Source organism: Paenibacillus polymyxa (genome assembly GCF_001719045.1).
Taxonomy (GTDB): domain Bacteria; phylum Bacillota; class Bacilli; order Paenibacillales; family Paenibacillaceae; genus Paenibacillus; species Paenibacillus polymyxa_B.
Window position 1 is genome coordinate 3,173,126 of the sequence record NZ_CP015423.1, and the last position, 19,739, is coordinate 3,192,864.

Annotated in this window: 19 protein-coding genes; 11 read left to right on the forward strand and 8 right to left on the reverse strand. The window is 45.0% G+C overall.

Going from position 1 to position 19,739, the window contains the following annotated elements; all coding sequences use genetic code 11:
* Positions 1-82: 82 nt before the first annotated feature.
* Positions 83-922, reverse strand: a complete 840-nt coding sequence (locus AOU00_RS14160; protein WP_061830751.1) for a carbonic anhydrase — start codon at positions 920-922, stop codon at positions 83-85.
* A gap of 225 nt (positions 923-1,147) precedes the next feature.
* On the opposite strand from AOU00_RS14160, the gene adhP reads away from it, so the two are divergent.
* The gene (gene adhP / locus AOU00_RS14165; protein ID WP_061830749.1) at positions 1,148-2,164 is read left to right on the forward strand and encodes an alcohol dehydrogenase AdhP; all 1,017 of its coding nucleotides are present in this window, start codon (positions 1,148-1,150) and stop codon (positions 2,162-2,164) included.
* A 78-nt stretch (positions 2,165-2,242) separates the two neighbouring features.
* On the opposite strand, the gene AOU00_RS14170 is transcribed toward adhP, so the two are convergent.
* Positions 2,243-2,608, reverse strand: a complete 366-nt coding sequence (locus tag AOU00_RS14170; protein WP_069292048.1) for a winged helix-turn-helix transcriptional regulator — start codon at positions 2,606-2,608, stop codon at positions 2,243-2,245.
* A 187-nt stretch (positions 2,609-2,795) separates the two neighbouring features.
* Here AOU00_RS14170 and AOU00_RS14175 point away from each other — a divergent pair, with 187 nt between their 5' ends.
* The 5 genes from AOU00_RS14175 to AOU00_RS14195 all read left to right on the forward strand — a co-directional run bounded on the left by AOU00_RS14175 (position 2,796) and on the right by AOU00_RS14195 (position 9,200).
* Positions 2,796-3,992 (forward strand): MFS transporter, encoded by a 1,197-nt coding sequence (locus AOU00_RS14175; RefSeq protein WP_069290863.1) that lies wholly within the window; start codon positions 2,796-2,798, stop codon positions 3,990-3,992.
* A 31-nt stretch (positions 3,993-4,023) separates the two neighbouring features.
* The gene (locus AOU00_RS14180; protein ID WP_061830745.1) at positions 4,024-4,866 is read left to right on the forward strand and encodes an aldo/keto reductase; all 843 of its coding nucleotides are present in this window, start codon (positions 4,024-4,026) and stop codon (positions 4,864-4,866) included.
* Between the two features lie 168 nt (positions 4,867-5,034).
* Positions 5,035-6,057, forward strand: a complete 1,023-nt coding sequence (locus AOU00_RS14185; RefSeq protein ID WP_069292049.1) for a LacI family DNA-binding transcriptional regulator — start codon at positions 5,035-5,037, stop codon at positions 6,055-6,057.
* 181 nt (positions 6,058-6,238) lie between these two features.
* Positions 6,239-7,714, forward strand: coding sequence for a glycoside hydrolase family 32 protein (locus AOU00_RS14190; RefSeq protein WP_069290864.1), 1,476 nt, complete (start codon positions 6,239-6,241; stop codon positions 7,712-7,714).
* Between the two features lie 67 nt (positions 7,715-7,781).
* A complete protein-coding gene (locus AOU00_RS14195; RefSeq protein ID WP_013308350.1) occupies positions 7,782-9,200 on the forward strand; it encodes a sucrose-specific PTS transporter subunit IIBC in 1,419 nt (472 codons plus the stop codon).
* Between the two features lie 194 nt (positions 9,201-9,394).
* Here the strand turns inward: AOU00_RS14195 and AOU00_RS14200 are convergent, their stop codons facing one another.
* Positions 9,395-10,183 carry a helix-turn-helix domain-containing protein gene (locus AOU00_RS14200; protein ID WP_069290865.1) on the reverse strand — a complete coding sequence of 263 codons (789 nt, stop codon included), beginning with the start codon at positions 10,181-10,183 and terminating at the stop codon, positions 9,395-9,397.
* 179 nt (positions 10,184-10,362) lie between these two features.
* Between AOU00_RS14200 and pyk the strand changes: the two genes are divergently transcribed.
* Positions 10,363-11,778: a pyruvate kinase gene (pyk, locus tag AOU00_RS14205; RefSeq protein WP_023986598.1), complete on the forward strand. Its 1,416-nt coding sequence runs from the start codon at positions 10,363-10,365 to the stop codon at positions 11,776-11,778.
* An 82-nt stretch (positions 11,779-11,860) separates the two neighbouring features.
* Here the strand turns inward: pyk and AOU00_RS14210 are convergent, their stop codons facing one another.
* Entirely contained in the window at positions 11,861-12,259 is a 399-nt protein-coding gene (locus tag AOU00_RS14210) for a hypothetical protein (protein ID WP_069290866.1), read from the reverse strand.
* 422 nt (positions 12,260-12,681) lie between these two features.
* A complete protein-coding gene (locus AOU00_RS14215; RefSeq protein ID WP_069290867.1) occupies positions 12,682-13,023 on the reverse strand; it encodes a DUF805 domain-containing protein in 342 nt (113 codons plus the stop codon).
* Between the two features lie 424 nt (positions 13,024-13,447).
* Between AOU00_RS14215 and AOU00_RS14220 the strand changes: the two genes are divergently transcribed.
* The 3 genes from AOU00_RS14220 to AOU00_RS14230 all read left to right on the forward strand — a co-directional run bounded on the left by AOU00_RS14220 (position 13,448) and on the right by AOU00_RS14230 (position 16,818).
* On the forward strand, positions 13,448-15,883 hold the full coding sequence (locus AOU00_RS14220) for an arabinan endo-1,5-alpha-L-arabinosidase AbnB (protein ID WP_069290868.1): 2,436 nt from the start codon (positions 13,448-13,450) through the stop codon (positions 15,881-15,883).
* A 387-nt stretch (positions 15,884-16,270) separates the two neighbouring features.
* Complete coding sequence (gene cspD / locus AOU00_RS14225; RefSeq protein ID WP_013308356.1) at positions 16,271-16,471, forward strand: cold-shock protein CspD; 201 nt, start codon at positions 16,271-16,273, stop codon at positions 16,469-16,471.
* A gap of 131 nt (positions 16,472-16,602) precedes the next feature.
* The gene (locus AOU00_RS14230; protein WP_013308357.1) at positions 16,603-16,818 is read left to right on the forward strand and encodes a cold-shock protein; all 216 of its coding nucleotides are present in this window, start codon (positions 16,603-16,605) and stop codon (positions 16,816-16,818) included.
* Positions 16,819-16,926: 108 nt separating this feature from the next.
* Here AOU00_RS14230 and AOU00_RS14235 read toward each other — a convergent pair whose 3' ends face one another.
* Entirely contained in the window at positions 16,927-17,745 is an 819-nt protein-coding gene (locus tag AOU00_RS14235) for an alpha/beta fold hydrolase (protein WP_069290869.1), read from the reverse strand.
* A gap of 187 nt (positions 17,746-17,932) precedes the next feature.
* Between AOU00_RS14235 and AOU00_RS14240 the strand changes: the two genes are divergently transcribed.
* Positions 17,933-18,265, forward strand: coding sequence for a hypothetical protein (locus AOU00_RS14240; RefSeq protein WP_061830729.1), 333 nt, complete (start codon positions 17,933-17,935; stop codon positions 18,263-18,265).
* Positions 18,266-18,316: 51 nt separating this feature from the next.
* Here the strand turns inward: AOU00_RS14240 and AOU00_RS14245 are convergent, their stop codons facing one another.
* Positions 18,317-18,862 (reverse strand): GNAT family N-acetyltransferase, encoded by a 546-nt coding sequence (locus AOU00_RS14245; protein ID WP_061830727.1) that lies wholly within the window; start codon positions 18,860-18,862, stop codon positions 18,317-18,319.
* A gap of 258 nt (positions 18,863-19,120) precedes the next feature.
* Positions 19,121-19,693, reverse strand: a complete 573-nt coding sequence (locus AOU00_RS14250) for a hypothetical protein (protein ID WP_061830725.1) — start codon at positions 19,691-19,693, stop codon at positions 19,121-19,123.
* Between the last annotated feature and the right edge of the window lie 46 nt (positions 19,694-19,739).

Sequence of the window (19,739 nt, forward strand, 5' to 3'; positions counted from 1 at the left end):
CCTCTAACTAGATGAATAGAGGGGGCTTTTCGGTTGTATTTATATATAGAATGCACCTTACATCTTACGGCACTTTATTTTATTATTTATTGGCAGTCAGTTCCCGGGTTCCCAGTTGTTGTACAGGACGATGGTTATCGGGGAAAATGGCAGCAAACTGGTTGATTTGGTCTGCGGACATTTCAATAGGCTGCTCCAGCACTGTCCAATTTACATGTTCTGTGCATGGCGGGGTAGTCAGCGATCCGTTGTAGCGAACGGAGTGCAGGTCTTTTGGCAGCAGCGCAGCGAGATCTATTTCTTCATCTAGAGCCGCCGCTTCTTGGGAATTATCCTTCGGTAGTTTGGACCAAATGCGGTTGAAAGCCTTGTTTTCTTTGCCACTTTGGATAAGGACTCCTAAGACAGCTGTGCTTCCGTTGTCGCTTTGATGGACAAAATGAAGCTCCATTTCAGCATTTTTACCATCTATTTGGTGTTCGCTCGGGTGATGAAAATGAAACTGCTTTAAAGTGAATTTAGTACCGTCCAGCATGATGCTATTGCTGGCATCGGCAACATTGATTTGCACAGTGTGCCCATTGTTCAAAATGGATGCTTTCGTATTAGTGTAATGAACTTGCAGCGGTTGCTGCGTTTGCGATGCTTCCAAATGGGTATGCTCTATATTGACAGGAGATTGTTCGTGGCCGTTACCACAAGCAACAAAATCTTTTTCCAGCTCTCCCCAATGCTCCGGTCCCTGATCTCCTTCATAAGACCAGTGCGGGCCTTTTTGAACAACCGCATGAGCGTTGGTAGCTGATGAGGATGAAGTGCTGGTGGTACTAGAAATGGCGGGCTGTGAATTGCATCCTGTTACTGACACAACCAAGATAATGGCAAATATGCTGAACAGGCAACCTTTCCAGTTTTTTTTCATGTTTCTTTATCCTTCTTCCAAATAGAGTATGTGAAACTTTTTACATTGTAAATTATTGTACAAAGTTCCTACAAGGGTCCAAGGACTTAGAAAGAAGCATTTTTCGATTAAATAGTTTTAAGTTAGTAAGTTAGATTTATGTTTGTCCTTTTTGGGCAAGAGTTACTATAATAATGGAGTGTGCATTACAAAATAATTCCATATCTATTTAAAGGAGAGATCTACATGAAAGCAGCAATTGTTACAAAAGACAAGAAAGTCAGTGTAGAAGAGAAACCTTTACGCTCCCTGAAGCATGGGGAAGCGTTAGTCCAAGTCGAGTATTGCGGAGTTTGCCACACAGATTTACATGTAAAAAATGCAGATTTCGGTGATGTCACAGGCAGAGTTCTGGGGCATGAAGGTATTGGGAAAGTCATTGAATTAGGTGAAGGAGTAACCAGTCTTAAGATTGGTGATCGCGTAAGTATTGCCTGGATGTTCCAAAGCTGCGGTCACTGCGAATATTGCCTAACCGGGCGGGAAACGCTGTGTCGTGAAGTTAAAAATGCCGGATATACGGTAGACGGTGCAATGGCAGAGCAATGTATTGTCACAGCTGACTACGCGGTCAAAGTACCAGATAGTCTTGATCCTGCCGCTGCAAGTAGTGTAACTTGCGCAGGGGTTACCACATATAAAGCAGTTAAAGTAAGTGAAGTCAAACCAGGACAATGGATCGGTATCTTCGGCATTGGTGGCTTGGGTAACCTGGCTGTGCAATACGCCAAAAATGTATTCAATGCTAAAGTTGTAGCCTTTGACATCAGTGATGAAAAACTAGAACTGGCCAAACAAATCGGTGCTGACTATATCGTTAACAGCATGAAAGAAGATCCGGTCGCTCGAGCTAAGGAGTTAACAAACGGTGCCGGTCTGGATGCAACCGTGGTTACTGCTGTTGCCAAAACACCTTTCAACCAGGCCATCGACGTTGTGAAGGCTGGCGCGCGTGTCGTAGCTGTAGGTCTCCCAACCGATAAGATGGATCTGGACATTCCACGTCTGGTTCTGGACGGCATTCAAGTTATTGGCTCCTTGGTCGGCACTCGTGAAGACCTTAAAGAAGCGTTCCAGTTCGCTGCAGAAGGTAAAGTTGTCCCTCTTGTACAAAAACGTCCGCTCGAAGACATTAATGAGATCTTCGAGGAGATGGAGCAGGGCAAAATCCAAGGACGTATGGTCATTGATTTCACAAATTAAAATGATGTCCAATTCGTAACCCTTGGAATTCGGAGAGAGAAAGCGCCTGCTGATGTATTGCAGGCGCTCTTTTTGGCTTTACAAATTATTCAGAATGTTATCTTCCAAAACCGCAGATTTATCCCCGTATTCTTTAATAATATGTCTTTCTCCCCAAGCACAAAGAGAATCTAAAATGCCTTTCAGACTACATCCATATTCACTAAGCTCGTACTCCACCTTGGGTGGAACCTGATTATAGCTAATCCGATTGACAATGCCGTCTTCCTCTAATTCACGAAGCTGCTGAGTCAGCATTTTTTGTGTTATGGAAGGCATCATCCGTTTTAATTCGCTTGTCCGCATCTTTCCATGTGTCAAATGACACAGAATGACGCATTTCCATTTCCCACCGATCACCTCTAACGTCGCCTCAACAGAGATATTGTATTTTTTCTTCCCCAATGCCGATCCCCCCATGTGTATCGCTTCTGTTATACATACCTTAACAGCCTGTTTTAATTAAAAAGAACTTTATTTAGGGTACTTTTTAGTACCTATATCACTAAAAAGTACGTACTGTTCATATTTGCTTGAATAACTCATAATAACATCTGCTGGTCGAAGATTTCTATAGATAGGAGTGAAAAACATGTCGCCAGAATCAAAACGAAGTATCTGGCCATTACTGGCTCTAGCCGTAAGCGCCTTTGCGATTGGGACAACTGAGTTCATCAGCGTGGGACTGCTTCCCCTGATTGCTGAAGACTTGCACATATCTGTAACGATGTCTGCACTAACTGTAACGCTGTATGCATTAGGGGTGACCATCGGGGCACCTGTCTTGACCTCATTAACATCAAGTGTTTCCCGTAAAACGTTGCTGCTGTGGATCATGATTATATTTATTGCAGGCAACAGCCTCGCTGCGGTCTCTAGCGGAATTGCCTTGCTACTGATTGCACGTGTGATCTCGGCGTTCGCTCATGGGGTATTCATGTCCATCGGTTCCACTATCGCGGCCGATCTTGTGCCGGATGATCGGCGAGCGAGTGCGATTTCCATTATGTTCTCCGGGTTGACCGTAGCCACGGTTACAGGCGTACCTTTGGGTACCTACATTGGGCAGCAATGGGGTTGGCGGGCAGCATTTATGGCGATTGTGGTCGTCGGTGTAGTGGCACTCATCGCCAATCTGATTCTGCTGCCATCTACGCTGCGCAAAGGGAACAAGACTCCTTTCCGCGAGCAGGTCAAACTGGTTACCAATGGTCGCTTGCTACTCGCATTTATCATTACAGCTTTGGGGTATGGAGGCACATTTGTGGTATTTACTTATTTATCTCCATTACTTCACGACATAACCGGATTTCAGCAAAGTACGGTAACGTTTATACTTTTGCTGTATGGAATTGCGATTGCCATCGGGAATGTTATTGGCGGAAAAGCAGCAAACCGCAAGCCGCTTTCAGCTTTGTTTTACATGTTTCTGATTCAAGCAGTGATCCTGTTTCTCCTGTTGTTCACGGCACCTTTTAAAACGGCAGGACTGATTACGATCTTCTTTATGGGATTGCTTGCGTTTATGAACGTGCCCGGGCTACAGGTATATGTCGTCATGTTAGCCGAACGGTTTGCACCCAAAGCTGTCGATGTTGCCTCTGCTGTTAATATTGCAGCTTTCAACGCAGGGATAGCAATCGGAGCTTATGTAGGCGGGATTGTAACGGATTCACTCGGTCTCATTCATACGGCCTGGATCGGGAGCATTATGGTTTTCGTTGCGGTTTTGCTCACAGGCTGGAGTCGTATGCTCGAAAAAAGGGATACAACCCCCATTACAGGTTAAAGCTTTTAAAAAATAGAGAGGAAGATTCAAAATGACACAAAACTTACAAAGCACAACATTGTTAAACAACGGAGTTCGCATGCCTTGGTTTGGCATCGGGGTATTTAAAGTGGAAGAAGGTTCGGAGCTGGTCGATGCTATAAAGGCTGCTGTAAAGCATGGCTACCGCAGTATAGATACAGCTGCAATCTATGCGAACGAAAGCAGTGTAGGGCAGGCTATTCAGGAAGCCCTTCAGGAAAATAATCTGTCCAGAGAAGATCTGTTCGTCACGTCCAAAGTGTGGAATGCAGATTTAGGCTATGAAGAGACACGAGCCGCTTATGAAGCCAGTCTGGACAAGCTGGGTCTGGAATATCTGGATCTATATCTGATTCATTGGCCAGTTCAAGGAAAGTATAAAGAAGCTTGGAGAGCGTTGGAATCCTTGTATAAAGAAGGACGGATTAAGGCCATTGGAGTCAGCAACTTCCAGATTCATCATTTGGAAGATCTCATGAAGGATGCCGAAATTAAGCCCATGATCAATCAGGTGGAATTCCATCCACAATTAACGCAAGCCGAGCTGTTGCAATTCTGTCAAAAGAACGACATTCAAATGGAAGCTTGGTCTCCGTTAATGCAAGGTCAATTGCTCGATCATCCGGTACTGCAAGACATAGCGACCAAGTACGGCAAATCGGTGGCGCAAGTGATTTTACGCTGGGATGTACAGCAGGGAGTTGTCACCATTCCCAAGTCTACCAAGGCGCATCGGATCGTCGAAAATGCCGACATTTTTGACTTCGAACTGACGCGCGAGGATATGGATCGAATCCAGGCGTTAAATGCCGATCTTCGGGTAGGTCCAGATCCGGATAACTTTGATTTTTAAAATTACGTTCATCATGAGACGCCGTTTCCTTCTTCACTGAAGGGACGGCGTTTTGTGCATGATGGGTCTGGAGCTACAGCAATCCAATCCCGCCATATGGTATTATAGGGTTATGTGAAAAGAGACGTTTTGGAAGCTTGTGAATACGAAAAATTTCCGGGGGACTTCATGAATAAGACGATTGCAGATATAGCCCAAATGGCTGGCGTATCCAAGAGCACGGTATCCCGTTTTTTGAACGGCGGGTCTGTCAGCGTGGATACGAAACGAAAAATTGAAAAAGTGGTTAAAGCCACGGGCTATGTGCCCAATGCCTTTGCCCAGAGTCTTAAGGCGAAGCGGACCAACATCATCGGCACCGTTGTCCCGCGTCTGGATTCTTTTGCGACATCTCATACGCTGATGGGGATTGATGAGGAACTGCGTTCTCAGCATTATCAGATGCTGATCTCTAATACGAGCCAGGATGTACAGCGTGAAATCGAAGCCATTTATGAGCTGGGAAGACAAAAGATTTCGGGCATCATTTTGCTGGCTGCTCAAATTACAGACGACCATCTGGCCGCGATTCGTGACATTGGTATTCCGGTGTTGCTGGTGGGCCAGCAGCACGAGCAGCTTCATAGTCTTATCCATGATGACTATCGTGCAGGATATGATATCGGCACGTACGTTTTGTCACAGGGACACCGCGAAATTGCCTACGTTGGTGTTACTGAAAAGGATGTTGCCGTCGGTGTGCAGCGCAAGGAGGGCTTTAGGCAGGCTGTTCGCGATGCAGTGCCTGCTGAGTCTCATACGGACGATGCGATGCGAGCAGCAGGGTATGATATCAGATACTATGAGACCGGATTTAAAATGTCCGATGCACGGATTGCTGCATCCGCCATTTTGGACCATTTCAAGCCATCGTTAATGGTGTGTGCTACGGATAATATCGCGCTGGGCGTAATCAATGCTGCTTATTCCAGAGGGATTGTCATCCCGTTGGATTTGTCGGTAACTGGCTTTGGGGGATACGATATTACGGAGGTCATTCACCCTGCCCTGACAACCGTTCAATATCCGTATATGGAGGCTGGACGTGTAGCAGCGCAAAATATTATGCGGCTGGTAGAACATAAATCGGTAGAAAAAGTGACGGTCATGAATTATTCCCTGATCGAAAGAGAAAGCGTTGACAAACGCTGAACAAGTGGATTATAATTTCTACGAAACCGGTTCCATAGCATTCGAGCACAAATGGAATCGGTTGCAAATCCATGGATGAGCATTTTTTTTAATCGTATAGGAACCGGTTCCGATTAAATATTTTTTTCATTAATTTGGAACCGGTTCCCGAAGCGAAGTTTTAATAAAATGAGGTACAACTATGAAAATGACAAGAGAACAAAAGTATCGAATGATCGAGCAGGCAGAGCCCGGTGAAATAGCCGGCTTGGAGGAGAAAGTGGAGCAATGTCACTGGCGGCAGGCGTTTCATATCCAGCCACCGACCGGTTTGCTCAATGACCCCAATGGATTTTCTTATTACCAAGGTGAATACCACTTGTTTTATCAGTGGTTTCCGCTCGGAACGGATCATGGGATGAAATACTGGTATCATCTGAAATCCAGAGATTTGGTCACATGGAATAGTGCGGGCATTGGGATCGCACCGGGGGACTATTTTGATTCGCATGGGGCTTATTCCGGCAGCGCACTGGAGCATGAGGGTAAGTTACACATGATGTATACAGGGAATACACGAGACGAAAACTGGATTAGACATCCTTATCAATGCATGGCTGTTATGGATGAGAACGGTCACATTACTAAATGGGAGCATCCTGTTATTGCCAATGTGCCAGAAGGCTATACAGACCATTTTCGTGATCCCAAGCTATGGAAAGACGGCGATAGCTTTTACTGTGTGATTGGTGCCCAGAGAACGAATTTAACAGGCTGCGCGGTCCTCTACCGATCAACTGACCTTCGTACGTGGGAGTTTGAGGGAGAATTGTGCACAGGCCTGGAGTCGTTTGGCTACATGTGGGAATGTCCAGATTATTTTGAACTGAACGAAGCGGGAGTCTTGATCTTTTCTCCTCAGGGCTTGGAGCCTTCTGGGGATGAAAATCGCAATATTTATCAATCGGGCTACGTAATCGGCAAGCCGTTGGATACCGAAACAAGAACGCTGGAGCACGGTGCATTCCACGAGCTCGATAGAGGCTTTGACTTCTATGCGCCACAGACGATGATTGACCCACAGGGGCGGCGTATTATGGTGGCATGGATGGGCCTGCCGGATATCGAATATCCCACAGATCCGAACGGATGGGCTCATTGTCTGACATTACCAAGGGAGCTTACGCTTCATGAGGGCAAACTCTTGCAGCGGCCGATCCCTGAGCTGACTACGCTGCGTAGAAATCGTGAGGATCGGGTAGCTGACACGTTATTTTCAGAGAGCAAAACCTATGAAGGATTTACAGGTACGGCCTATGAGCTGATCTGTGAGGTAGATCTTTTGAGCGCTAAGGTGTTTGGTATTGAATTCCGTGCGAGTGAGACTGAGAAGACGGTGATTAAATATAATGCCGTCAGTCGCAAACTTGTATTGGACCGTTCGCAATCAGGTGAGCCTGTAGCCACTTCCTATGGTGAGGTACGGCAGTGTCCATGGGATAAAGATCATATCAAACTACATTTGTTTGTAGATGCGTCTTCAGTTGAGATTTTCGTCAACGATGGGGAAGAGGTGTTCACCAGTCGTATTTTTCCGCATCCAGAGAGTGACGAAATACGCTTTTTTGCCGACAAGGGAGAGGCTCTCTTCCAGGCGGTAAAATGGGATTTTACATGAGTAGGCTAAAACATCAAGTGGTTCGTTAATCATCAAACATAACGGAATGAACGAGAGGATGAACATCATGGCGGAAAACAGAGAAATAGCTAAAGAAGTGATCCAGGCAATCGGTGGGCAAGAAAATATTGCATCTTTTGCTCATTGTGCGACGCGCTTGCGGATTATGGTGCATGACAAGGAGAAGATTGATCAGAAAAAAGTTGAGGAGATCGACAAGGTCAAGGGTGCTTTCTTCAATTCCGGGCAATATCAGATTATTTTTGGTACAGGTACGGTAAATCGAATTTTTGAAGAGGTCGAAAAGCTTGGCGTGACCGGTTCATCTAAAGAAGAGGTGAAGAGTCAGGCGAAAAAGGAAGGCAACGTCTTCCAACGCTCCATTCGTACCTTTGGCGATGTGTTTGTACCCATTATTCCTGTGCTGGTTGCTACGGGGCTGTTCATGGGGCTACGTGGCTTGCTCACTCAGCCGCAAATTCTCGCTCTCCTCGGCATGACGCCACAGGACATTTCACCCAATTTTCTATTATACACACAAGTATTAACGGATACGGCCTTTGCTTTTCTGCCCGCGTTAGTCGCATGGTCAGCCTTTAGAGTATTCGGCGGTAGTCCAGTGCTGGGTATCGTTCTCGGTCTGATGCTGGTAAACCCGGCCTTGCCCAACGCTTATAGTGTTGCGGACGGCTCAGCCCATCCGTTGACGATGTTCGGGTTCATTCCTGTAGTGGGCTATCAAGGCTCGGTATTGCCAGCTTTCTTCGTGGGCTTGATCGGAGCCAAGCTGGAGCGAGCGCTGCGCAAACGGGTGCCTGAAGCGCTAGATCTGATTCTCACACCGTTTTTAACACTGTTGATCATGATCACTTTGGGATTGTTTGCCATCGGTCCGATTTTCCATTCACTCGAAGAATGGGTGTTGCACGGAACAACGTTTGTGCTGGATTTGCCTTTCGGTATTGCAGGGATTGTCATCGGTTTCTTGCATCAGATTATCGTCGTTACAGGTGTGCATCATATATTTAATTTCTTGGAGATTCAACTGCTTGAAAAGAACGGCGTAAATGCCTTTAACGCCATCATTACCTGCGCTATGGCTGCTCAAGGTGCTGCCTGTCTGGCGGTTGGGCTGAAAACGAAGAATAGCAAACTGAAAGCGTTGGCACTTCCTTCCTCGTTGTCTGCTTTTCTGGGGATTACGGAGCCGGCTATTTTCGGGGTCAACCTGAGATACATGAAGCCTTTTGTTATGGGCCTTATCGGTGGGGCGGTTGGCGGTTTTATCGCTTCTGTCTTCCATTTGGCGGCTACAGGCATGGCAGTTACGGTCATTCCAGGCACGTTGCTCTACATGAATCATCAGCTTCCGCTTTACATTTTGGCGAACTTGGCTGCTATGGTTGTAGCCTTTGTCCTGACCTGGATGTTTGGCTATAACGATAAAATGTTGGAAGAGGTCAAAACAGCGGGTTCCTCCAATTAACACCACCCAAGTAATGCGAATACACGCAGATTTATACGCTTAATTATAAATATGATGGTCGTTCTATATGGAACGCTCTTGGTCCCTAATCAAAAAGGACTACTAGAGCAGGGTTCCAGGTAGAACGACCATTTTTATTAACTGAGGATTTTGCAAAATCCTGTAACTATGAAATTCTGTTCTAGACCATCCAACTAAACAATCGAAGAGCGTTCATCCAGAAATTCGGACGGCGAGCAGCCTGTCAACCGTTTGAAGATCCGATGAAAATAGGAAACATCGCTATATCCCACATACTCCGAAATTTCACGAATCGTTAGCCGGGACTCGGTCAGCATGTAGATGGCGGTTTTAATGCGTTGCGTATGTACATGCTCGCTGATCGTTTGGCGTGTTACCTCACGCAGCAGCGTCGCGGCATAATTGGGGGTTTTACGGATGGCGTCGCCAAGCTCCTCCTTGGTTACCTTTTCCCGGTAGTGGTTCTGGATATACTGTTTCATATGTTCCACATGTCGCTCTCGATCGCAAGAAATGGCGCCTTTGTCCCATTCCTGATTCATATATATCATTGCCTCGGTCAGCAGACAGTCAGCCATCAGGGTGTAGTAGCTTGGGTGTTCAGTCCATTGATAGTACATCGATTTAATTCGTTCATGCAGCATATCGTAGCATCCAGGTTTGATCAACAACGGCTTGTCAGTATTCAGTATGGGAAGTGGGCTGTTCGTACATGTTTTGCGGCAATGTATCACATACTTGGTATGAAAAAGCGTAGGAATGCTCTTGCCATAGTAATCCAGATGACCGGGTAAAAGCAGTGTTTCACCCTTACCGAGAATGAATTTGCAACCGTTCACCCAATATACACATTTGCCAAAGGTAACCAAAATGAACAGTAAGTCATCGTTGTCGCTATTTGCACCAGCCTTTTCATACCAGTCCACACCGTTGTCCTGCCGAATATCCACCAATGTAATCACGAAACTCACTCCCCGATGTCTTCAACATTCATTATACTGTAGTACATTCATCATACTATAGTTCATAGTCTTGGTGCACGGGTACAGGTAGAATAGAGCTATATAAGTTTAATGTAGATAGAGAAGCAAAGTGGAATAGAAAACCATACAGTAAAGACATTCAGGAGGATGACATTACTATGCTTAAAACGAAAATTATTTGTACTATGGGACCTGCCTGTGACTCCATTCATTTGCTAAAAGAAATGATCCAGGCTGGTATGACTGTAGCCCGCTTGAATATGGCTCACGGGGAGCTGGAAGATCACGTTAAACGTATCGAAAATGTGCGTCAGGCTGCGAAGGAAATGAATACCTTTATACCTGTCATGATGGATATTAAAGGACCAGAAATACGGATTGGCAAGCTGAGAGAGGCATCTTGTCTGTTGAAACCAGGTAGCCAGCTCATTCTGACCACAGAAGAGATTCTAGGGGACGAGCATCGTATTTCAGTGAATTACCCGGATATGCCGAAGGACATCAAACCAGGCGACCGCATTCTCATTGACGACGGTTTGGTTGATCTGACTGTAACCTCCATCGAAGGTACGGAAATGATTTGTAATATTGTAAGCGGCGGTATTTTGAAACCGAGAAAAGGTGTAAACCTGCCAGGGATTCATACGACCCTTCCAGGCGTGACGGAGCGAGATGTGAGGCACATCCAATTTGGGGTGGAGCAGCGTGTTGAGCTTATTGCGGCTTCTTTTGTGCGTAAAGGCGACGATATCCGTGAAATCCGTGAGATTTTGAAGGGACATCATGCTGAGCATGTACAAATCTATTCCAAAATTGAAAATGCTGAAGGCATGGAAAACCTGGATGATATTATCGAAGCTTCCGATGGCATTATGGTAGCCCGTGGCGATCTGGGTGTCGAAGTGCCGATTCAAGATGTGCCTGTGATGCAAAAAGAAATGATCGACAAGTGTAATCTGGTCGGCAAACCCGTTATCGTAGCTACCCACATGCTGGAATCCATGCAGGTGAACCCGCGTCCGACGAGAGCCGAAGTTAGTGACGTGTTTAATGCCGTTATGCAAGGAGCCGATGTTGTTATGCTGTCGGGCGAATCAGCTGCGGGTAAATATCCTGTCGAGTCTGTACGGACCATGGCCGCTGTAGCTGCCAGAGCAGAATCGCAATTCGATTATCAGGAGCAGTTTGATAAGCGCCGAGCACGTCAAAGCACCAACATCACCGAAGTGATTAGTCAGGGTGCGGTGAGTTCGTCCCTGGAGCTGGATGCGAAAGCAATTATTACATCGACTGCCAGCGGATTCACGGCACGTATGGTATCCAAATATCGTCCGAAGGCACCTATTATTGCGGTTACTCCGAATAATACGGTATTCGCTAAAATCTGCCTGTTATCCGGCGTATTCCCGATCAAGGGGGATAAAGTAGCAACAACGGATGAAATGTTCGAATCCTCCATCCGTAACGCGCTGAATGCAGGATATATCCATAAAGGCGATACTGTAGTCCTGTCAGCAGGTGTTCCTGTCGCTGAGGCGGGCACCACTAACTTGATCCGAGTATATCAAGTGTAATTTACAACAAAATATAGACAAGCCAAAAGGCGCTGGCCCCCATGGGTTCAGCGCCTTTTTCACATTCTGTCATATCACTAACTTACAGCCCGAACACACTTTTAGCAACGACCTGTGTCAATTCTGCCTTATGGGCTTGGTATTGCTCAGGTGTAATGCTCTTATTGGCCAGTCGTTGATCCAACTGCTCCGTTAACTGAGCTACCTGTAAATCAACAACAGCCTGTGCGTCCTGTTTATTGGATTGTGCAATATCTGCCAAGGTTTGACCGTTATATAACGCATCATACAATTGCTCATCCGAGGATGCGCCCAGTGTTTTCAAAAGTTCATCATCCTTGGAAGCTTCATTATCCTGTACCTGAGGGGCTCTCTCTGGAGCCAGTGTAGCAGCATTAGCCCGACTTCCCCAAGTAGAAGACTGCCCAATAGATAACGCCAGCAACAGTGTACAGATGATCATAATTCGTTTTCGATTCATGAGTGTAAATCTCCTTTGTGTTCATTCAATTTCTGACAAGGTGGAGCCTTATATGGATATCCAACGGGAGTAATGTTTATGCCTTTAGCCGATCCGGCTTATGTAGTTACCAGATTCTAATATACATCATACACACCCAATCTTAGCGCCAGCTTAATACTCGTTTAAAATAAACTAAAAGAGGAGGATATAAACAGGTAAAACCAAAAAAAATTCACGGATACGAATAATGGATGTGACTTACCCTTTGGATTCTGCCCTTTTCTTTGACCACATTGTTCGTATCCCATGAATACAGAGCATCTGCTCAGACTTACTTTCGCTGTGCTGGATTGGCGGCTTTTTAACTTTGTTAGGGGAGAGGCGGATATGAAAAAAACCTCCTTCACAAAAGTGAAAGAGGTTTTAGACATCTACAACCACTATGATTTAGGGTTTTTTCCATACTTATTGTCGCCAGGCTGACTGTCTAGGCATTCGAATACAAGCAGCACAATGCCACCGAAAGGCACAAGAGCAATCAGAATCCACCACCCGGTTTTACCTGTGTCATGGAGTCTGCGGACAAACACTGCCAGAGACGGTAACAAAACAGCCAAGCTATAGATAAGTGTCAATACTAAAGGAAGTCCCAAAAGGAGATCCACTAAGTATAATATCAAACAAGCTATCACATTGAACAGAGTAAACATCCAGTATTCTGTACGTCTTGCTCTGCCTTGGAATCCTACATAGTTTTGCAGCACTTTTAAATACCATTGCATATATTTTTCACCTCCTTATAAAATCTAAATGTTTCTATACACGTAAAATTGTTCTTTTAGGTATATCGGCAGGAAACATATAGAATTTTAGTTGTAAAATTATAACTTTAAACTAGAAATTTACGCAATACATTTATTAATGTTAATAATTCGATGAATAATTTATAAAAACATAAAATTACATATTGAATTTTCCATATCCATTGAATAATATAGAGGTACGGTTAACCGCCAGGTTTGAATCGTCCTTCTTAACAGAAGGTGCTTTTATTTTTCAAATCAATTGAAAGCGCTTTAATTCCAATAGGAGGGATGACCAACATTAAATTCGAGGGTGAAGAAGTTAATACAAACATAATCCTGACCGCTTTCTCAATATTCTTTTATGTTATCAGGGATGTTCACAACGAGAGGAGATTGATTTATGAAGCAATCATTTGTTCGTAAAGTAACGGCAGCTTCACTCGCAGGTGCGCTGTTGTTGCCTGCTTCTTTGGTAGGCGCGGAGCCAACACTCCATTCAGATACAGATGGAATTCAAAATGTAGGGCAAACTTCCCTTCAAGCTCAAGACCTGGAAAACTTTTCAATTCAAAGTAAAAAGGCTGTCTCTTTCAAGGAGACTTCCGTACATGATCCATCCATTCTGAAAGTGAAAGACACATTTTACATTTTTGGCTCACATCTGGCGGCTGCCAAGTCCAAAGACCTTATGAATTGGGATACGATTGCTACAGGAGTGGCGAATGGTAATGCATTGATTCCCAATGTCAAAGATGAATTAAAGGAAGCACTGGATTGGGCGCAGACGGACACGCTGTGGGCAGCTGATGTCATTCAACTGGCAGATGGCAAGTTCTATATGTATTATAACGCTTGCAAGGGTGACTCCCCGCGTTCAGCGATGGGCCTAGCAGTTGCTGATAAAATTGAAGGGCCTTATAAGAATAAAGGAATTTTTCTAAAATCCGGCATGTGGGACCAACCGAGTGAGGATGGAACGATCTATGATGCAACCAAGCATCCGAATGCCGTGGACCCGGACACCTTTTATGATAAAAACGGCAAGCTGTGGATGGTATATGGCTCTTACTCTGGAGGCATTTTTATTTTGCAGATGGATGAAAAAACAGGGAAGCCGCTCCCTGGTCAAGGCTACGGGAAAAAGCTGACAGGCGGTAACCATGCTCGTATGGAAGGGCCATACATACAATACAGTCCGCAAACGGACTACTATTACTTGTTCCTGTCCTATGGTGGATTGTCAGCAGATGGCGGATACAACTTGCGGGTGGCTCGGTCCAAAACACCGGATGGCCCTTTCTACGATGCTGAAGGCAATGATATGATCAAGGTCAAGGCAAATCCTGATAAACCACTTTTTGATGACGCTTCCATTGAACCATACGGTGTCAAACTGATAGGTAATTACCTGATTCCAAGAGAAATTGGTGATCCGGGTACTGGACTGGGTGCAGGCTATGTGTCGCCCGGACACAACTCGGCTTATTATGATCCCAAGACGAAAAAGCATTTTGTCATTTTCCATTCCCGTTTCCCGGGGAGAGGCGAACAGTATGAAGTGCGGGTACATGAAATGTTCATGAACGCTGACGGTTGGCCTGTGGTTGCACCTTATCGTTATTCGGGAGATGAGGATTCACTGAAAAAGCTGTCAGAAAAGGATGTCCTCGGTCAATATTCGTATGTAAATCACGGGAAGGAAATTTCGGCAAATATTAAGCAAGCCGTTAACGTCAGTCTGGATAGCGGCGGCAAGCTGTCTGGTGGAGTGAACGGTACATGGAAGTTGGGGGCAGGCAATCAGCTGGAAATTACAGCAGAGGGTACGAAGTACAAAGGCGTATTCCTGCAGCACCGTCATCCAGACACAGGTGCCAAGACGCTTGCTTTTACCGCGTTGTCCTCAAAGGGTGTTGCGGTATGGGGTTCGCTAAAGCCTGACCTGAAGGCCAGCAAGATTGTAGCTGCTGTGCAGAAGGATCTGAGCCTGGGCGATACGAGCAATGTTCTTTATAATCTGACGCTACCTACTCAAGCAGCACAAGATACCACTATTTCATGGGAGTCCACCCACCCGGAGAGTATTTCTGTGACAGGTGAAGTATACCGTCCAGAAGCCGGTTCTCAGCCTGTAACAGTTACATTGACGGCGACCATCAAAAAGGACAAAGCCACAGCTAAGAAAAGTTTTACAGCCACTGTTCCCGGACAGGCGCAAGGTCCTCAGCTTGCACGCTATTCGTGGAGTGAAGATCAAGGAACTTCGGTTGTCGACAGCACATACAATCAATTCGATGGTAAGACCTATGGTGGTGCCGCATGGGATAAAGACGGGAAGCTTGGCGGTGCTCTTGTCCTGAACGGCAAGGATGGTTACGTGCAGCTACCAGCGACGGTAACGGATGCGAAGGATTTTACCTTTTCCGCTTGGGTGAACTGGAAGGGCGGTGCAGCTTGGCAACGGATTTTTGACTTTGGCAACGGCCAAGCCCGGCATATGTTCCTCACCCCTTCCCAAGGAAGTGGTGTGCTCCAGTTTACAATCCATGAGGGTACGGATCAAAGCTTGCTTTCCAAATCATCATTACCTCTAAACCAGTGGACGCATGTAGCGGTTACACTGGAAGGGAATACAGGGAAGTTGTATGTAAATGGTGAGGAAGTAGCTGTTAATGACAGCATTACCTTCAATCCCGATGAGTTGCTGACGAGCGAGGCTTATCTCGGCAAAAGCCGTTTTGCCGCCGATGCTTACTTCAATGGCAGCCTGGATGAAGTTCAATTGTATAACAAAGCGCTGACAGCAGAGGAAATTAAAGCACTGGCAGAATTGTAGTTCAAAATGAGCAAATAAACGCAGGAGATGAGCTTTTAGTAAGAAGTTCGTCTCCTGCACAATGTTTTGTATATTTATTTCTTGATTGCTGGTATAATAAGAAGCAACTGCGGATATAATGTTTTAAGTAGGCGTTAATGACTCACTCCCTTCGAATGAACACAGCTTTGAAGTTCGCAATAGAGAACATAAGCACTCTGCATAAATTAAATTCACCAGTGCTTGCGTTTTCAATACACTTATGGTAATATGAGTATATTGAAATTGTGACCTGAGATTCGCATATTGTAGAGGGCTATTGTTTTAGGTTGAAATAACCTTGTGCAATATGTGAATTTTTATTTGTAAAAAATAAAGGTCATATAAATACATTTTGGAGGTAATTCCATGCAAACAGGTACAGTAAAATGGTTTAACGCAGAAAAAGGTTTTGGTTTCATCGAGGTTGAAGGTGGAAGCGACGTATTCGTACACTTCTCCGCAATCCAAGGCGACGGCTTCAAATCTTTGGACGAAGGCCAACGCGTAGAATTCAACGTAGTTGAAGGAAACCGTGGACCACAAGCTGAGAACGTTGTAAAACTGTAATTTAAAATTACAGCCTACTTCAGATGCCCCGAACATAGCGTTTGGGGCATTTGTTTTTATCTGTTCACAAGACCGTTTTTGAACTGATTACATCTTATCGCTTTATAAATCATGAAGAAAGAGGGATGTTTATGTACAATTCACGGAAAAAGCCAATGGATGAGATTCCTGAGGAAATTACAACTGTCTGGAATTGCGCCAGCGATACATGTAACGGCTGGATGCGGGATAACTTCGCTTTTTCTGTCGAGCCGACATGCCCCATTTGCGGTTCTGCCATGGTGAAGGGCGAGAAAAAGCTGGCAGTTTTAAATAATACGAGCTTCAATCATACCAAACAATCCTAAGCGGATAAATGTTTGTAGTGAAAGATGCCCCATAGCCATTAACGGCGCTGAGGCGTCTTTTTGTTTTTTATAAATATAAATTATACATAAGAATGAACAGGCTTTCAATTATGGTGTGTAGGATGGGGCTAGTATGCTCAGTAAGATAGAATTAAATTCAGGTAGCGCTTCGTAGAATACACCGTGGCCGCTACGTTCGAAAGGAATAAGCTTTGATCCGGCGATTCCTTTTTGAGTTTGGACAGCCAGGGGGAAAGGACAGACCCGATCCAGCTTGCCGTGTAGAATCCAAGTAGGCACGTGTATACATGGCAAATCAGGACGCAAATCAGAGTCACGTAGTGAATACAAAGTACAAGCCATGCTATGAACTGAAGCCGCAAAGCCCTGATCACGTAACCAGTCGCGTAAGCTCTGGCTGACGGGATTGGCAAACAACATTTCGCCAAAAGAAGTTACCAATTGTGGGCGATCTGTATAGGCTTGTTTGATGAGTTTATCTACCTCTGTGACAGGAGTACCATAAGGGAAGTCGCTGGTTGGCGTGAACCGGGGTGTAGCTGCTCCGATTAAGATCAACTGATTGACGCCAAATCCCCGGTGCCTGCTCATGTAGCGTGTGACTACAGCTCCCCCCATGGAAAAACCAATGAGCCGGACCTGGCTTAACTGAAGCGCCTGCATAACAGCCAGCAGATCGTCCGCCAATCGATCGTAATTGTATCCATGCCATGGTCGATCAGACTTGCCGAACCCTCTAAGATCAACCTGAATACAGCGATACCCGTAAGCAGGCAACAAGGCGACCTGGTATTCGTACATTCGGTGATCCAGCGGCCAGCCGTGCACCATCAGAACAGGGATGCCTTCTCCAATATCCTCAACATACAGCTTCACGCCGCGTTCCACCTCAATATAATATCCCATCGTGTTCACCCCTCTAGAAATCACGTCATTTCATTCTCTCTCACATATATGTAGCCAGGGCTTAGCTCATTCGAAAAAGGGATGAGTCTGTCACGATATAAGCATATAATATGTCAAAAAATGTATGTCATCCTGTATAGGAATAGGATATAATTATGGAATGAAACAGCATCGGGAGAGTGGAACAATGACACCATCAAAAACATTAAAATGGATTACAGGCGGATTGGAGCTGTTTTTAGCTATTCCCGTTTTGGGCGGGCTGCTCATCGTAAATTCCGCGTATACTATATTGTTCTTTATGCTGATTTTCCACATTGTTACGTTGGTGCTATCGGTGACGAATAGAGAGTCTTATTATGGATCTATTTTAGGGATCGTGACCTCGGTTATTGGATGGATTCCGATTGTGGGCTGGTTGATGCATTTGCTCTCAGGCATATTTTTGATGATTACCGCAGCCCAGCAGCCGCGTGATCAGTATCGCAATCGCAATCCTTATGATGATTATCGCTATTAGGGTAAGTGTGGGGATGCAAAGATGAAAGATCCTGTTGAACAGGGTCTTTTTTTATTTATGAAATCTCCCCATGATTATGGTGTTGTAGTATTTTCCATCTGAAAGAACCTTATCGTTTTTTAATAACCCTTCGATTTCAAATCCATGTTTTTTATAAAGCTCAATGGCTTTATCATTCGTTTCCAAAACTTGTAGAGTTATTTTCTTGATGCCATTGGAGTCAGCCCAGGAAATAGATTTTTTTAAAAGATTCGTCCCGATCCCGTAACCCCAAAAATCCTTTAGTACACATACGCCGAATTCAACTTTATGAGAGAATCTGCTCAGAACATGGCCCTCACATCTTGAAAATCCGACGATTTTATCATGAACTACCGCAACTAAAAATAGGTTTCTGTTATTCTCTGTATCTGATTCAATGAGCTGTTCAAAACCGGATGTACTTATAAACGCTTCTCCCTTCTCTCTATCTAAATTTTCAGTTTCTCCATCAATCAGCAAGCGGATTTCAGACAAATTCTTCGCATCTTGAATTATGGCTGATCTGATCGTATAGTGTATTCCTTGCACATCAAATTCCTGTTTATTTATTTTCATTACATTCTCCTTATTATGAATTAGAGTGAAAAATGACCTCTGGATCATGTTAGTCTACCACATGTTATCTTGTTTACATGACAAATAAGCCTGTCTCCTTCTGTTGTACCGCAGCAGGGGACAGGCCTATTGATTTCTCTACCCGTACAGGGAAGCCGGATGGAGATTTATTATACATGGGTGGATGTGTCAGATTAACAAATGGTTTTTATGAATGCGACTTATCGAGCTACAGCTTTTGGAAAACGGAAGTTGTGGCTATTTCTGCTTAGCAGAGGCTTTAGCTGCATTGGTTTTAGCAGGAGCCTTGGCTGCATCTCCTTGAGTAGGAGCTTTACCTGCATCCGCTTTACCGCCATCTACTGGTGGTTTGGATGGTTTCACGCCATTCACCATATCTGTCATCATTTGCTTCAGATTAGAGACACGTTGGTTATATTCAGTTGCCGTAATCTTGCCGTTTTGTTTTTCCGTAGCCAGTTTCACTTTCATATCTGAAACCATTACATCAATAACGGAATTTACGCTCACGCCCTGTGCTTTGGCGATCGTAGCAAGGGATTTACCTGCTTTCAACTGTGTATCCAACTGACTGGAGGATAATTTCAATAATTTCAGGAGAGCTTTGTTCTCAGCATAGTTACCTCCTGCGATTTTAGGGCCATTAGCATCGCCGGGATTCCCCTTAGGTGCCTGTGCTTTGTCTGCGATGGGAGCCTTCTCAGGTGTAGTTGAAGCAGCATGGGCTGCGCTTGTGGAGTACAGTGCCCCGCCTCCTAAAAATGCCAAGGCCATCGTTCCAGCCAAAATTGCTTTCTTGGTGCTCTTCATCTTCATTTTCCACCTTTCGGTTGTGGTTTGTTTGGTACGTGATACA